This window comes from Hominilimicola fabiformis (assembly GCF_020687385.1).
Taxonomy (GTDB): domain Bacteria; phylum Bacillota; class Clostridia; order UBA1381; family UBA1381; genus Hominilimicola; species Hominilimicola fabiformis.
In genome coordinates, this window is the sequence record NZ_JAJEQM010000012.1 from 33163 (window position 1) to 48434 (window position 15272).

14 protein-coding genes are annotated in these 15272 nt (G+C 40.3%); all 14 read right to left on the bottom strand.

The window, feature by feature from the left end; all coding sequences use genetic code 11:
- Positions 1-166: 166 nt before the first annotated feature.
- Complete coding sequence (locus LKE05_RS09185) at positions 167-589, bottom strand: ATP synthase subunit C (RefSeq protein ID WP_117967775.1); 423 nt, start codon at positions 587-589, stop codon at positions 167-169.
- Positions 590-626: 37 nt separating this feature from the next.
- Positions 627-2525, bottom strand: a complete 1899-nt coding sequence (locus tag LKE05_RS09190) for a V-type ATP synthase subunit I (protein ID WP_117967777.1) — start codon at positions 2523-2525, stop codon at positions 627-629.
- Between the two features lie 12 nt (positions 2526-2537).
- A complete protein-coding gene (locus LKE05_RS09195) occupies positions 2538-3584 on the bottom strand; it encodes a V0D/AC39 family V-type ATPase subunit (RefSeq protein ID WP_022230582.1) in 1047 nt (348 codons plus the stop codon).
- 16 nt (positions 3585-3600) lie between these two features.
- On the bottom strand, positions 3601-3912 hold the full coding sequence (locus LKE05_RS09200) for a hypothetical protein (protein WP_022230581.1): 312 nt from the start codon (positions 3910-3912) through the stop codon (positions 3601-3603).
- 80 nt (positions 3913-3992) lie between these two features.
- Positions 3993-5360: a PFL family protein gene (locus tag LKE05_RS09205; protein ID WP_022230580.1), complete on the bottom strand. Its 1368-nt coding sequence runs from the start codon at positions 5358-5360 to the stop codon at positions 3993-3995.
- Between the two features lie 14 nt (positions 5361-5374).
- Positions 5375-5644 carry an ACT domain-containing protein gene (locus LKE05_RS09210; RefSeq protein ID WP_308456617.1) on the bottom strand — a complete coding sequence of 90 codons (270 nt, stop codon included), beginning with the start codon at positions 5642-5644 and terminating at the stop codon, positions 5375-5377.
- A gap of 246 nt (positions 5645-5890) precedes the next feature.
- Positions 5891-6622: a 23S rRNA (guanosine(2251)-2'-O)-methyltransferase RlmB gene (gene rlmB, locus LKE05_RS09215; RefSeq protein WP_117967781.1), complete on the bottom strand. Its 732-nt coding sequence runs from the start codon at positions 6620-6622 to the stop codon at positions 5891-5893.
- 122 nt (positions 6623-6744) lie between these two features.
- On the bottom strand, positions 6745-7953 hold the full coding sequence (locus tag LKE05_RS09220) for an aspartate kinase (protein WP_022230577.1): 1209 nt from the start codon (positions 7951-7953) through the stop codon (positions 6745-6747).
- A gap of 26 nt (positions 7954-7979) precedes the next feature.
- Positions 7980-8876: a homoserine kinase gene (gene thrB / locus LKE05_RS09225; protein ID WP_308456618.1), complete on the bottom strand. Its 897-nt coding sequence runs from the start codon at positions 8874-8876 to the stop codon at positions 7980-7982.
- Entirely contained in the window at positions 8876-10087 is a 1212-nt protein-coding gene (locus tag LKE05_RS09230; RefSeq protein ID WP_308456619.1) for a homoserine dehydrogenase, read from the bottom strand. Before LKE05_RS09230 ends, thrB begins: the two co-directional genes overlap by 1 nt.
- 163 nt (positions 10088-10250) lie before the next feature.
- Entirely contained in the window at positions 10251-10979 is a 729-nt protein-coding gene (locus LKE05_RS09235; RefSeq protein WP_308456620.1) for a JAB domain-containing protein, read from the bottom strand.
- 421 nt (positions 10980-11400) lie between these two features.
- Positions 11401-12600, bottom strand: coding sequence for an acetate/propionate family kinase (locus LKE05_RS09240; RefSeq protein WP_308456621.1), 1200 nt, complete (start codon positions 12598-12600; stop codon positions 11401-11403).
- A gap of 163 nt (positions 12601-12763) precedes the next feature.
- Positions 12764-13762 carry a phosphate acetyltransferase gene (gene pta / locus LKE05_RS09245; protein WP_308456622.1) on the bottom strand — a complete coding sequence of 333 codons (999 nt, stop codon included), beginning with the start codon at positions 13760-13762 and terminating at the stop codon, positions 12764-12766.
- Between the two features lie 133 nt (positions 13763-13895).
- The gene (gene mnmE, locus LKE05_RS09250) at positions 13896-15266 is read right to left on the bottom strand and encodes a tRNA uridine-5-carboxymethylaminomethyl(34) synthesis GTPase MnmE (protein ID WP_308456623.1); all 1371 of its coding nucleotides are present in this window, start codon (positions 15264-15266) and stop codon (positions 13896-13898) included.
- Between the last annotated feature and the right edge of the window lie 6 nt (positions 15267-15272).

Consider the following 15272-nt stretch of genomic DNA (forward strand, 5'->3'; position numbering starts at 1 on the left):
CGCCTCCCCTTGAGGGGAGGTGCCAACGGCGGAGGGGTGGCTCGCTCGCCCGATTTACCAAAGGCTGAAAGAAAATTGTTCACAGTGCTGCTTTGCAGCTTGCGGTGCCGTACACTTGTACTGCCCCAAGCAAAAAGTAGTGCTGTGGTCAATTTTACTCAGCCTATTATGAATTAAGAATCAATATAGATATTACAAGACCGTATAGTGCGATACCTTCTGCCAGGGCAACGAAGATAAGAGTTTTACCCATAATCTTTTCATTTTCACTCATTGCACCGATAGCAGCTGATGCAGCTGATGCAACGGCGATACCACCGCCGACACCGCTAAGACCTGTTGAAAGAGCCGCACCGATGAACTTTAGACCTTCACCGACTGTAAGACCGGCTTCAGCACCTGTACCTGCCGCAAGAGCGCTAACTCCGCCGCCAAGTGTGCAGATAACGCCGACACCAAGAATACTGAAGAATGAGATTGCGTTCATCAAAAGGCATTCCTTACCTTTTGTCTTGCCTGACTTATAATACAAAGCAACAGGAACGATTACTGTAAGTGCGATTAAAGCGAATAAAATTTTCATTAACATAGTGATTACCTCCAAAATATATTAAAACCGATTTATATTATTTATCACGAAGTGACATAAATTCTTTACCTCTGCCTGAGAAGTATCTTGAGAACATTTCGTAATACTCCAGACGAAGTACCTGTATTCCGACGATAAGACCTTCAAGAACCATAACAAGTACGTTACCGATTACTTGTACAATAACTCCGCCTACACCGCCGCTTTGAGAAAGAATTGCAACAACCATCATCATACCTACATGGACTATTGCAAAAGCGCCTATTCTTAGGAATGAGATTGTATTTGTGAAGAAACTCAAAATTACTTCAAACATTTCAAACAAGTTTTCCACAAAGAACATTCCGTTTCTCGGCAGCCAGTCCTTTTTACCCTCTACAAGCTTACCAAGCGGCTCGCATAAGTACATACAAAGCACTGCCAAAATAATAATTGCCACAAATACGAATGTCGGTATACCCCACTTTAAGAACAAGTTACCGGCAAGAAGAAGTGCGCCTATATAGAACACCAAGCCCGCGACACCGTTATGTCCGAACAGTGCTTCGCCAAGTTCCTTACTTTTCAGTGCGTTTATAACATTCAATACCATACCGAATATAATTATCAGCACGCCCATACCAATCGTACCGCCCAGCATTAACGCTATTTCATTCATAGGGTTTAACGCTGTTGTATGGAACAATTCAGGGATTATTTCTTCATTTCCGAAGAAACTTCCGTATATAAATCCGAATATCACACCAGATATTCCGACCATTCCGACAATACCGCCCAAGTCCCATTTCTTGACTTTGTAAACTATAAAGCCTGCTATCGCAAGCACAAGGCTCTGACCTACGTCACCGAACATTATACCAAAGAACAGTATATACGTTACGGCAAGTATGCCTGTCGGATCAATTTCCGTATAACTCGGAAGTCCATACATTTTAACGAACATTTCAAACGGTTTAAATACAGGATTATTTTTCAGCTTTGTAGGCGGCTGAATATCCTTGACGTCCTCTGCGTCCTCCATATAGAACATCACAACGTCATCTGAACCGTTAATCTCTTTTTCAAGCGACTTTGCACTCTTTTCATCCATCCAACCTACTATATAGAAGAACATATCGCCGTGAATGGCATTTCTTCTTACTTCGGAGAATTGATGACGTTTCTTCGCAAGATTGTAAATTCCGCAAAGTTTATCCGCACTGCTTGAAATCATCTCGGCGGTCTTTGCACTGAGTTCTTCAATCTGCTGTTTTAATTTTTGATTTTGGTTTAATAATCCACGCTTTATTTCAAGCGGAGTACCAACGTAATCCTCTGATATGTCCATAGGTTCAAAATACAGAGAATTAAATACTTCTTCAATCTTTCTCTCTTTCAAAAGCGGTGCGAAGTAAAAGCCCCATACATCTGTTGCGTCCTCCGCAGTCTTAATGAAGAAAGTTTCAAGATTGTCAAGGTAAGTTATAAGCGTTTTATAACCTGTTTTCGGAATATGTCCGAATCTGCATCTTATAAATTCAAACTTGAAAATTTTCGACAAATCCACGTCCATACTGAGCATTAGATTAAGCTGCTCAACCGCCGCTTCATTTGCCTTTATTCTCTCTGAAAGCTCGTCGCTTTGGTTACGCTCTTCTTCGATACGCTCGTTTATTCCGTCAATAAAATTTTGCATATCGCCGAGCTTTACACTTTCGGGAGCAATCAATTTCTTGTTCACTGTGTAGTTAGCAAGATTCATAATGCTTAACGCATTTTTTGCAACTATGTCGTATTCATTGTTTTCCTCAAAGTTTTTCAGCTTGCCTCTGTTTGAAATTACCGACATAGCATTTTCAAGATGAATATCTCTGCCGTAAACGTACTTTTCAACGACCGTATCAAATTCACTGATTTGAGCGGCAATAGTTACGGCTTTCATCTTTACGATTGCCATTTTCCCCCTCCTCTACTCAAGACCAATATGTGTGCGGATAAAATCAGGATTTAAGTTGTATCTTATCCCCTCGATAATGGTCGTAATGTTATTAAGTTCAACTTCCTTTAGGTTCATATAGGCATATACCGCAACCATCGACTCGGGATGAGTTACAAATATACTTTTTGATAACCGGTTATAAATATACCTGTAATTGCCTTCGGGAAATCTTCCCTTATCATAATCTTCAAACAACTTTCCGTATGCGGTCGATTGATTTACAATATCAATAAACCTTTCAACAGAATCTGCATTTACAAGCTGTTTGATTACCTCTTCCGTCAATCTGTATCTGACAGGCAGAAGATAGGTGAAAATTATTTCATTTGTAAATTCAAAATATTTTTTGCCCCTGTAAATCCACATAAGATTCAGCATATCTATTTTTGTTCCGATAAGCCTTTTAAATAAATTCTCCTGTGTCTTATCAAGAGCGACCGATGCTGTATGCCATATTGACTTATAGTAATATGTGTCCAGCACCATACCCATCGAAAATGAATCCGCGCCTATATTTTCCGCTCGTTGCAGCGGCTCGCTGTAAGGAGTGTTTTTACAAGCCTCGATACAATCCGACAGGGATTTTGCATTATGCATTATCTCACGATTTATTTTCGTGTGTGTTTCAAAGAAAGCGTCAAATTTGCTTTGGTTTACCTCATCATTACTTCTTTCCTCGTGAGTATAGATATATCTTATCTCACGTTTCAAAAATGCAATCTCTCTGCGCATAAACCAAAATTCCATAACGGTTCTCTTTGAATTGTCCATGAAATTATATAGTCTGACGTATTCGTCAACCATTTCCTGTTCAAGCAGGATTTCCATCTGACCTCTGTGAATATCTCTCTCATTCACCTGTTCAAGAACTTCACCGTAGCCGGGTGTACTTTTAAGATAACTGCATATGTCATTTACGCTTTTTCTTTCAAGGAGCTGTTCATAGTCATCTCTTGTCAGAAATTTTGAATACATCGCCTTTAATTTAGCGGCGATTGCACTGTATTCCACGCTCATTTTGCTGCCACCTCACTTATCTGCCGATAATATTCTGTACAATTTCATTAACCCATTTGTCTTTATTGTCGTTGTACTTCTTTTCGAGTTCGGAAAGATGTCTTTCCATATTTACTCTTATGGCCTCTACTTTCTTATCGGCATCTTCTTCCTCTATTTGCTTTAGAGTGACGTTTTTAGCCTCCATTCTTCTCGTAATGTCATCACGCATTTTACGAGATTCGTCCTTAATTCGCTCTTCAAGCTCTCTGTCGGCTTTCTTAGCGTCCTTAATGACTTCCTGTGCTCTGTCCTCGATGTCGATAATCTTCATAATTAGATCTTCCATTTTCCCAACCTCTCTTTCCTCTGCAGATTAATCTGCATTATTTCAGACTATATTCAAAAATCATTACGATTTTGTCTGCATTAATTTTTCAAACTTTGAAGCGGTGCAGGAATTCTGCCGCCTCTGTTTATAAATTCGGCACTTGAATACTTTTTAACCGGCATTACGGGACCTGTTCCCAAAAGTCCGCCGAATTCAACCACGTCACCCTCAACCTTACCCGGTGCAGGGATAACTCTTACTGCTGTTGTCTTTGTGTTGACCATTCCAATTGCCGCTTCGTCGGCTATAATCGCCGAAATAGTTTCGGCAGTTGTGTCGCCCGGTATAACAATCATATCCAAACCTACGGAACATACGCAAGTCATTGCCTCAAGTTTTTCAAGAGTAAGTACGCCGTCTGTTGCCGCTGCAATCATACCTGCGTCCTCACTTACAGGGATAAATGCACCCGAAAGTCCGCCGACATAACCTGACGCCATAATACCGCCTTTTTTAACTGCATCGTTAAGCAGTGCAAGTGCGGCTGTTGTACCGTGAGTACCACACATTTCAAGTCCCATTTCCTCCAAAATATAAGCCACGCTGTCGCCAACGGCAGGTGTCGGAGCAAGTGACAAATCTACGATACCGAAAGGTACGTTAAGACGTTTTGACGCTTCTTGTGCAACAAGCTGTCCCATTCTTGTAATCTTAAATGCAGTCTTTTTAATAGTTTCGGCAACAACACCGAAGTCCTCGCCTTTAACCTTTTCAAGTGCACATTTAACAACACCCGGACCGCTTACGCCGACATTTATAACACATTCACCCTCGCCTTCGCCAAGGAACGCACCCGCCATAAACGGATTATCCTCAACCGCGTTGCAGAATACAACAAGCTTTGCACACGCAAATCCTTGTGTATCGGCAGTAAGTTCAGCCGCTCTCTTAACAATCTGACCCATCTGTTTAACAGCGTCCATATTGATACCGGCTCTTGTCGAACCCACATTAACGCTTGAACATACAAGATCTGTTGCGGCAAGTGCTTCAGGAATTGACTCAATAAGTATTCTCTCACCGTTCGTATAATCTTTATGCACAAGTGCCGTATAACCGCCTATAAAGTTTACGCCTGTCTTTTTAGCGGCTTTGTCAAGAGTTTTTGCGATTTTAACACATTTTTCAACAGTAGGTTCTTCCAATGCGTCCACCAAAGTAGCTATCGGAGTTACCGAAATTCTCTTGTTGATAATCGGAATACCGAATTGAGCCTCAATGTCCTCACCGGTTTTTACAAGGTCTTTTGCGTAAGTTGTGATTTTTTCATACACTTTTTCGCAAACTGTATCAACGTCAGGACCGGCACAGCTTTTTAGAGAAATACCCATTGTTATAGTTCTTATATCAAGGTTTTCCTCGTCAACCATTTTTATAGTTTCTATTACTTCAAAGGGATTAATCATTATTTGTACCTCCCTTATATTCTGTGCATTGATGTGAAGATTTCTTCTCTCTGCACATGGATTGAAAGCCCCATATCCTTTTCAGCCTGTTCAAATTTTTCACTGATTTGCTTTACTGTAACATTCTCATTTTCAAAATTCACAAGCATTATCATTGTGAACATATCCTGCATTATTGTTTGAGAAATATCAAGAATATTTACTCCGTTTTCAAATAATATATTACTGATTTTAGCTATTATGCCCTTTTGGTCCTTGCCTATTACGGTAACTACTGCTTTCACTTATTTATCTCCAATCTTTCATATTTTCATTGTTTATCTTTAATTGAATTATAGCACTTTTGTTTTAAAAAAGTAAGTGGTTTTTTTAAAGTTTGTCCACTGTAACAGTTTAATAACCCGAATTTTATTGCAATTTGTTTATTTTTTCACAATCCGTTTTTTGTCTTGATATTTGCGACAAATAAGCCGTTTTTCAAGGCTGTTTTTTGTTCAAAAATACAATAAAACTTGCGGTTAATAAACGCTTTACTTTCTTCTTTGTCTTAACGCCTCATACATCAAAACACCTGCCGCAACCGACGCATTAAGTGAATTAATTTCGCCTGCCATAGGTATGCTTGCTATGAAGTCGCATTTTTCTCTTACAAGTCTGCTGATGCCCTCGCCCTCACTGCCTATAACAAGACCAAGCGAGCCTTTAAGGTCAATATCATACATTTCCTGACCGTCCATATCGGCCGCTGCAATCCACAAGCCTTCATCTTTCAGGCTGTCAATCGTGTTAGCGATATTTGTAACCTTTGCAACAGGTGTATATTCAACCGCACCTGCCGAAGTTTTTGCGACAACACTGTTAAGACCCACTGAATTTCTTTTAGGAATAATAACACCGTGTGCACCTACACAATTTGCAGTTCTCAATATTGCACCCAAATTATGCGGATCGGTTATTTTATCACAAATAATAACGAAAGGCGGCTCATTTTTTTCACGAGCTTTATCAAGAATATCCTTCACGCTCACATAGTCGTATGCACTCACATATGCAATAACGCCCTGATGGTTTTCACCCTCTGCGATTTGGTCAAGCTTAGCTCTCTCGACCTCTTGAATTATAATTCCTGCGTCCTTTGCTTTCTTGATAATCGGAACAATAGAGCCCTCGTACTTACCCTTTTTAACAAGGATTTTATCCACGCTGCGACCTGAACGAATTGCCTCCAAAACAGGATTTCTTCCTATAATTTTATCATTCACTGAACTTTCTCCTCTATATTTACTCTATATTATAGCACGAAACCACAAGTTCGTGTAACTAAAAGACATATAAAATCCGTCAGTCGCCACGCCCTTGTGGTTTATTTTCTATTTATTTTTAATTATTTCAACAAAAATTTATCATGAATTGCAACAACAGCCGCTTCAGCATCTTTTCTGTCAACAAGAACAGAAATCTTGATTTCCGATGTAGCAATCATATTGATGTTGATGTGTGCATCGTAAAGAGCCTCAAACATTGTAGCGGCAACGCCTGAGTTATTAACCATTCCCGCACCGACAATAGAAACCTTTGAAACGTCCTTTGTCCATTTAACTTCGTCAGCCTTAACGATTGCCTTGTTTTCTTCAAGAAGGTCAAGTACAGGCTGTAAATCTTCTTCCGTAACAGTAAAGCTAATGTCTTTCTTTTCACCGTTACCGATTGACTGAATGATTAAGTCAACGCTTATTCCGTGCTTAGCAAGCATACGGAATACTGAGAAAGCCTTTCCCGGAGTATCCTCTACACCGCAAAGAGCAATTCTCGCAACATCATTATCTCTTGTTACACCTCTAACGAGCATCTTTTCCACTTGTTCTACCTCCTTAACATATGTGCCTTCATTGTTATTCAGACTTGATCTGACTGAAAGCTTAACCCCGTACTTCTTTGCCATTTCAACACTTCTGTTGTGAAGTACGTTTGCACCAAGTGACGCAAGCTCAAGCATTTCATCATATGAAATATCATCAAGCTTATACGCATTCTTTACAAATCTCGGATCTGCCGTATATACACCGTCAACGTCTGTGTATATTTCGCAGACATCTGCGTGAAGTGCGGCAGCCAATGCAACGGCTGATGTATCACTTCCGCCGCGTCCCAAAGTTGTTATATCGTCATACTTGTTTATACCTTGGAAACCTGCAACGATTACAATGTTCTTCTTATCAAGCTCAGCTTGTAATCTTTCTGTATCTATTGTGCTTATTCTTGCAGCACCGTATTTAGCGTCAGTCTTAACACCTGCCTGCCAGCCTGTAAGAGAAATAACCGGACAACCGATTTTTTCTATCGCCATTGCAAGCAAAGAAATTGAAATTTGCTCACCTGTTGAAAGCAACATATCCATTTCACGCTTTGAGGCATTTGGGTTGATTTCCTTAGCCTTTTCGATAAGGTCATCGGTTGTATCACCCTGTGCCGAAACTGCAACAACCACATTGTTACCTGCTTTATACGCGTCTGTAATACGTCTTGCGACGTTCATTACTCTTTCAGCGTCTTTAACGGAAGTACCGCCATACTTTTGAACAATAAGTCCCATTTTTGTTTATCCTTCCTTTTTTATATTCATATCTCAGAAACTACCGCACCGACATTGTCGATCGGCAGTATCATACATTTCCATTCAAGACCGTTAGTCTTAAAATATTCTTCCATACCAGCTTTAAATCCATCATAGTTGCCGTCAAGTATTGATAGTATTGTAGGTCCGGAGCCGCTCAAATATGTTGCGTGCGAACCCAAGTGATATGTTTTTTCAAATATATCTTCCATACCGTCAACGTAACTTTTACGATACTGTTGATGAAGTTTATCCTTAACGCCGATTTCAAGCGCTTTCATATCGCACGTAAGCATAGCTGCCTGAAACATTGACGCATGACCGACATTAAAGACTGCGTCTTTAAAATCAATCTTTGACGGAAGAACTCCTCTTGATTTCTTTGTTGCAACAAAGAAATCCGGAATTATAACCGCGAACTTAATATGACTTTTCAGCTTTGTGCTTTTGATTATAGTCTTGTCATCATCCATAAGCGACACGCAGAAACCGCCGAAAAGTGCCGGTCCCACATTGTCGGGATGACCTTCCATCGTTGCCGCAAGATGAATTATTTCCTGATACGAAAGCTGTCTGCCGGAAATAATATTTGCCGCCAACATTCCGCCTATAATACACGCACTGCTGCTGCCCAAACCTCGCGTCATAGGTATCTGGCTGTCTTGAGTTATTCTGTAACCCTTTTGCTCATAACCTACATAGTCGAAAAGTTCCGCCATTGCACGGTAAATCAAATTGCTTGTATCCTGTGGGATAAAGCTTTGAGTATTTTTGTTGATTACTTCAAGTCCCTCGGGAATTTCCTCAATCATCATTCGGTTATACAAACCAACAGCCACACCGAGAGTATCAAAACCTGCACCCATATTTGCACTGGTTGCAGGCACTCTTAATTTAATCATTAATCCATTACACGAATGTTTGCCACAACATCAGACAGCTTAGCAAGTTTTTCTTCAACCTCAGATTTAGTAAGCGGTGAAGTCACAAACGCTGACTCATTGTCTATAATATTATCGACAAATTCGCACTTTCCGAATATTTTCTGAACATTTTCTGCAGAATCAGTTGTTCTTACAAAGTATTCAAACTTCTTCGAATCAATATCAGCCATAATATTTTCAGTCGGCTTTTCCCAGAAAATCTTCTTACTTCTGTCGCTGTGCTTAACCGCGTCAACAACGTCGGCAACAACAGCACTTGCAGTAGGAAGTTTACCTGCACCCTTACCGTAGAACATTACATCGCCTACGCAATCGCCTGTAACCATAATGGCATTGAATACACCGTCAACACCGGCAAGAGGACTGCTGTTTTTTATCACCATAGGTGATACGATTGAGTAAACCTTGCCGTTTTCGTCAAACTGTGCATATCCGATAAGTTTTATAACTGAATCCATAGCAGCGGCATATTTAACATCGTCAAGAGTAATGTTTGTTATACCATCTGTATCAATATCATTGTAATCAATCATTTTGCCCGACGCAAGTGACGCCAAAATCGCAATCTTTCTGCAAGCGTCGTGACCTTCAATATCGGCGGCAGGATTTCTCTCTGCGAAACCGTTATTTTGTGCGTCTTTTAGGGCTGTTTCAAAAGTCTTGCCCTTTCTTATCATCTGGTCAAGAATATAGTTTGTTGTACCGTTTAAAATACCGGCAATCTTCAATATATTGTTAGCCGTTAGACATTGATGCATAGGTCTTATAATCGGAATACCGCCGCCTACACTTGCCTCAAAGAAGTAGTTTACATTTTTCCCTCGGGCAATCTCCAAAAGCTCTGTCCCGTATGTGGCAACAAGCTCCTTGTTAGACGTTACAACGCTCTTTCCCGCTTCAAGAAGACTTTTTGTAAATTCATATGCAGGGTGAAGTCCTCCCATAACTTCCGCAACAACGCTTACTTCGTCATCGTTAAGTATGTCATTGAATTCTTTTGTAAAAAGTTCTTTTTCGGGATGGTCGTCAAAATCGCGAATGTCAAGAATGTACTTTATATCCACACTTTCACCATTCGCACTGCGGCTGAGCTTGTCACTGTTGGTCTTAATTATGTCGTATACACCACTTCCAACAGTACCGTAGCCCATTATTGCAACCTTTGCCATTCTTATGCCTCCCTTATTTTTCTTTCATTATAATATGTATTTTGTTATAGTAATATCTATAATAAAATATATTACCATATCACTGTGATAAAGTCAATGTTTTCAAACGCCAAATATGACCTTTTTAATCAAAGTTCTTTTGTGTAAATTAACACTAACATTTTTATCGTCTGTTATTTTTCTTTATCTCTCTGTTAATCTTCGCATTCATTCCGCTGCCTTTTAAATACGGCAGAATACTCATACATTTGCCGTCTGCCACGATTATATGGTCAAGCATTTTTATACCGGCGAAAAAAAGCGTATGCTCCAAAGCCTGTGTCGTAACCAAATCGGCATTTGACGGTTTTAAAATTCCGCTTGGGTGATTGTGCGTAAATACAACCTGTGACGCGTCACTTTTAACCGCACTTCTAAGCACCTTCGCAACATCAAGTTCAACGCTTTCAAAACTGCCCTCGAAAAGCATTTCCTGATTAATAATTCTGTTTTTCGGATCAAGGCAAATCATATAACAACATTCACGATTTTTGCCGTCAAACAGATTGCACAAATAATTTTCACTCGTTTCACTGTTTAAAACAAACACGTCCGTATTATATTTTTCCGTATTGTAATACTGTATAAATTCACCGAGAGAACATATGTAATCGGCGGTTTTTTCACCTACACCGTCTATGCTCATAAGACGTTTTTTAGAAGTGTGGAACACATTCACAAATCCACCGCACTCTTTAATCAAATTATGTGCTATATCATTCGTATCCGCCACCGGAATTACGTTGTAGAGAAGATACTCCAAAACCTTATGTTTCTGCCACGTTTTGAAACCGCCTTTTTCAAAATCCTCACGCATTCTTTTTCTGTGACCTTTGTGATTGTTTGTGTCCATTATTTCACCGCCATTACTTCATTCTACGGCTTATTATACACTATTTTACTATAATTTGTCTACAAAATTCGACAAATTATTTACACAAAAAAACGGAGCATACTAAAACAGTATGTTCCGTAAAAAACAATATTAATTCAAATTGTATACAAAACCATGTGGTTTTGTATACTTTATTCTTGGGAGTTTGAGGTGCCTTTTCAGTAGTTTTGCCTTTGGCAAAACCGCTCTACGAGCGTCGGACGTCTTTCCGATACTCCCTCATTGAAAATCATTTCTGACGACATGTGCGGCAGAAAGGACTCAAAATCTAAAGTTTCGACTTTGGAGGAACTTTAGATTTTTTCTCTGAAAACACTCAAAAATCACATCGCAAGATGTGATTTTTGGAGCTGGCGACATTTTGTCGCCAGGCTCTCAGTTACTTGTTTTCAACCAATCTCTTAGTGTCAATAGCAATCATAAGTTCTTCGTTTGTAGGGATAACAAGAGTTTTAACTGTTGCATCGTCAGCTGAAATATCAACTGTACCCCTTGCAGCGTTCTTGTCCTCGTTAATCTTGATACCCATAAAGTCAAGCCCCTCAACAACTGCTGATCTTGTAGCCGCATCATTTTCACCTACGCCGGCAGTGAATACAACTGCGTCAACACCGCCCATAGCGGCAGCATAAGCACCGATGTCTTTCTTAACTTGGTATGAGAACATATCAAGAGCAAGCTGTGCTCTGTCATTTCCTTCTTTAGCGGCAGCAGACAAATCTCTGAAGTCAGATGATACGCCCGAAACACCCGAAACTCCGCTTTCCTTGTTCATAAGAGCGTCAACGTCTTTAGCTGACATACCTTTTTGGTTGATAAGATATGTAACGACAGCAGGGTCCATTGAACCTGTTCTTGTACCCATTGGCACACCGTCAAGAGGAGTGAATCCCATTGATGTATCTATACACTTACCGCCGTCAACAGCTGTAATTGATGAGCCGTTGCCAAGGTGGCAAGTAACAATCTTAAGGTCTTCTGCCGGCTTGCCTAAAAATTCAGCAGCCTTTTGTGAAACATACTTGTGGCTTGTACCGTGGAAACCATACTTTCTGATACCGTAGTTTTTGTAGTATTCATATGGCAAAGCATACATATATGCCTTTGGAGGCATTGTCTGGTGGAATGCTGTATCGAATACACCAACCATAGGAGTGTTAGGCATAATCTTTTGGCAAGCCTTGATTCCGATAATGTTCGGTGGGTTATGTAGAGGAGCAAGCGGTGTACACTTTTCAAGTGCTTTCATAACTGCTTCTGTAATTACGCATGAACCTGCAAATTCTTCACCGCCGTGTACAACTCTGTGACCGACTGCACCGATTTCGTCCATTGACTTGATAACACCGATTTTTTCATCAACAAGTGCGTCAATAACCATCTGAATTGCGTCACCGTGATCCTTCATCGGCTTTTCAATCTTAGTCTTTTCGTCCTTTGCAACATTTGTGTGTTGAAGATTTGAACCTTCAATACCAATTCTTTCGCAAAGACCCTTTGCCATAACTTGTTCGTTGTCCATATCTATAAGCTGGTACTTCAATGATGAACTACCCGCATTTATAACTAATATTTTCATATTAAAATTCCTTTCATTTTTTATTAATTTATAACACAAACCACTTAATGTAACCGCTTGGTATTAAGCGGTAGATTGCGTGCATATCGCTTTTTCTTGGTTGCCGTCGCGTACGCCGGTACGCAAGGCGAACAAAAAATGCGAGAGGTGCGTGATATACCGCTTAAGACTGTGCTTGGATTGCGGTTATAGCGACTACTCCTGCAATGTCCTCCGCACTGCAGCCTCTTGAAAGGTCGTTTACAGGCTTTGCGATACCTTGAAGAATAGGTCCGTAAGCTTCGGCCTTAGCAAGTCTTTGAGTAAGTTTGTAACCGATGTTACCTGCGTCAAGGTTAGGGAAAATAAGTACATTCGCACTGCCTGCAACGTCTGATGAAGGAGCTTTCGACTTAGCAACACTGTCAACGATAGCGGCGTCAAGCTGAAGTTCACCGTCAAGCTTTAATTCAGGAGCCTTTTCCTTTGCAAGCTTTGTAGCCTCTTGCATTTTGTCAACAAGGGCACTCTTTGCACTGCCGTATGTAGAATATGAAAGCATTGCAACTCTCGGTTCGTCTTGGATAAGCTGTTTGTATGATGCAGCTGATGAAATAGCGATTTCACTTACTTCGTCAGCAGTCGGATCTTGGTTAAGACCACAGTCACCGAAAATAAATGTACCGTTGTGACCGTATTCGCAGTTAGGAACATTCATAATAAAGAATGCAGATACAAGCTTTGTACCCGGTGCAGTCTTTAGAATTTGAAGTGACGGACGAATTGTGTCGGCTGATGAGTGAATAGCACCCGATACCATACCGTCAGCATCACCTTGTTTAACCATCATTACCGCATAATATGACGGATCTTTGATTGTTTCGGCAGCCTGTTCAGGTGTAATGCCCTTTTTCTTTCTCAATTCATAGAATACGTTTGCGTATTCTTCGTTCTTTTCACTGTTTTCGCTGTCAACAATTTTGATACCGTCAATATCAAGATTTTCAGCGGCAGCCATTGTCTTTATTTTGTCAGGGTTACCTACAAGAATAATCTTTGCATAGCCCTCTTTTTTTACCATTTCAGCAGCCTTCAAAGTTCTGATTTCTTCGCCCTCTGCAAGAACGATAGTTTTGATGTCCTTTTTGGCTCTTTCCTTTAATTGTTCTATGAATGTACTCATTACACAAAACTCCTTTTTCTCTTTATAATTTTTTACCTCTTTTTATTATATACCTTTTTTTCATCTTTTTCAAGTAAATATCTTAAAAAATTGCTTTATTTTGGCTTGTGAATTTTCTAACAATTTCACTCGACTATTTACCCACGCAAAAGCTGTGGAATATCGCCGTAACAATATCGTCCGACACAGTTTCGCCCGTAATTTCGCCAAGTGCGTCAATGGCGATATTAATATCAATCGATGCAATATCAGACGGCATATTCATATCAATAGCCTCAACAACCCGTCCGAGTGCTTCGCCTGCTTTTATAAGCGCCGTCTTGTGACGCATATTTGTTATAACGGCACTGTCCTCTCTTGCAAGCTCGCCGAAATTATAAACCTTGCGGATTTCATCGGCAAGAATATCAAGTCCCATACCCGTTTTCGCACTCACTTCAATAACAACACTGCCGTTTGCCTTTGCCTTAACCGCCTCAACATATTTGCTTTGACCCAGGTCGGTTTTGTTGATAAGAACAATTCGTTTTTTGTTTTTGGTCGCATGCAGAACTTCCACGTCCTCATCACCGAAAAATCCGCTGCCGTCTATCATAACGACAACAAGGTCAGCCTTTTCAATAGATTTAATCGACTTTTCAACGCCGATTTTTTCAACCGTATCATCAGTATTTCTTATACCTGCCGTATCGATAAGCATAAGAGGTATTCCGTCAAGGTTGATATATTCCTCTATAACATCACGTGTTGTTCCCGCAATGTCGGTAACAATCGCTCTTTCCTCTCTTGCAAGCGAATTTAAAAGTGACGATTTACCAACGTTCGGTTTGCCTACTATAACCGTCTTTATACCGTCACGCAATATTTTACCGCTGTCGGCGGTTGACAAAAGTTTATTCACTCTGTTTTTGCAGTCATGCGCAACATTTCTTATATCGTCAGTCGTAATATCCTCCAAATCTTCATCCGGATAATCTATCGTGACTTGCATTTGTGCGGCAAGGTGAACAAGCTCATTTCTTACATTTTCGATTTCTTTTGAAAGTGAACCCTCAAGCTGTGAAAGTGCATTTCGCTGTGCAAGTTCGTTTGTTGAATTTATAATATCAATTACCGCCTCTGCCTGTGACAAATCTATACGTCCGTTCAAAAATGCACGTTTCGTAAACTCACCGGGCTCTGCCATATACGCGCCTGCTCTTATAATCGTATCAAGTACCGCTCTTGACGCTGTACTTCCTCCGTGAGTGCTGATTTCCACAACATCTTCACGCGTAAAAGTTTTCGGTGCAAGCATAACCGTTGCAAGCACTTCGTCAACCTTTTCGCCCTTTTCATTTTTTATAAAACCGTAATGAACGGTATGTGTATCGCAATCGGCAAGTTTTTTACTTCCGAAGAAAACCTTGTCCGCAACTTTAATAGCGTCATTACCGCTTATTCTTATAACAGCTATACCGCCGTTACCCTGCGGAGTGGAAATTGCCGCAATAGTTCGTTCCATTTTATC

Bases quoted from the DNA above. Each gene is read 5' to 3' on its own strand.
- LKE05_RS09195 (WP_022230582.1), bottom strand. From the start codon at position 3,584: ATGAGCGTGGAATACAGTGCAATCGCCGCTAAATTAAAGGCGATGTAT.
- LKE05_RS09230 (WP_308456619.1), bottom strand. From the start codon at position 10,087: ATGGCAAAGGTTGCAATAATGGGCTACGGTACTGTTGGAAGTGGTGTA.
- LKE05_RS09200 (WP_022230581.1), bottom strand. From the start codon at position 3,912: ATGGAAGATCTAATTATGAAGATTATCGACATCGAGGACAGAGCACAG.
- mnmE (WP_308456623.1), bottom strand. From the start codon at position 15,266: ATGGAACGAACTATTGCGGCAATTTCCACTCCGCAGGGTAACGGCGGT.
- LKE05_RS09240 (WP_308456621.1), bottom strand. From the start codon at position 12,600: ATGAAAATATTAGTTATAAATGCGGGTAGTTCATCATTGAAGTACCAG.
- LKE05_RS09190 (WP_117967777.1), bottom strand. From the start codon at position 2,525: ATGGCAATCGTAAAGATGAAAGCCGTAACTATTGCCGCTCAAATCAGT.
- LKE05_RS09235 (WP_308456620.1), bottom strand. From the start codon at position 10,979: ATGGACACAAACAATCACAAAGGTCACAGAAAAAGAATGCGTGAGGAT.
- LKE05_RS09220 (WP_022230577.1), bottom strand. From the start codon at position 7,953: ATGGGACTTATTGTTCAAAAGTATGGCGGTACTTCCGTTAAAGACGCT.
- thrB (WP_308456618.1), bottom strand. From the start codon at position 8,876: ATGATTAAATTAAGAGTGCCTGCAACCAGTGCAAATATGGGTGCAGGT.
- LKE05_RS09205 (WP_022230580.1), bottom strand. From the start codon at position 5,360: ATGATTAATCCCTTTGAAGTAATAGAAACTATAAAAATGGTTGACGAG.
- LKE05_RS09185 (WP_117967775.1), bottom strand. From the start codon at position 589: ATGTTAATGAAAATTTTATTCGCTTTAATCGCACTTACAGTAATCGTT.
- pta (WP_308456622.1), bottom strand. From the start codon at position 13,762: ATGAGTACATTCATAGAACAATTAAAGGAAAGAGCCAAAAAGGACATC.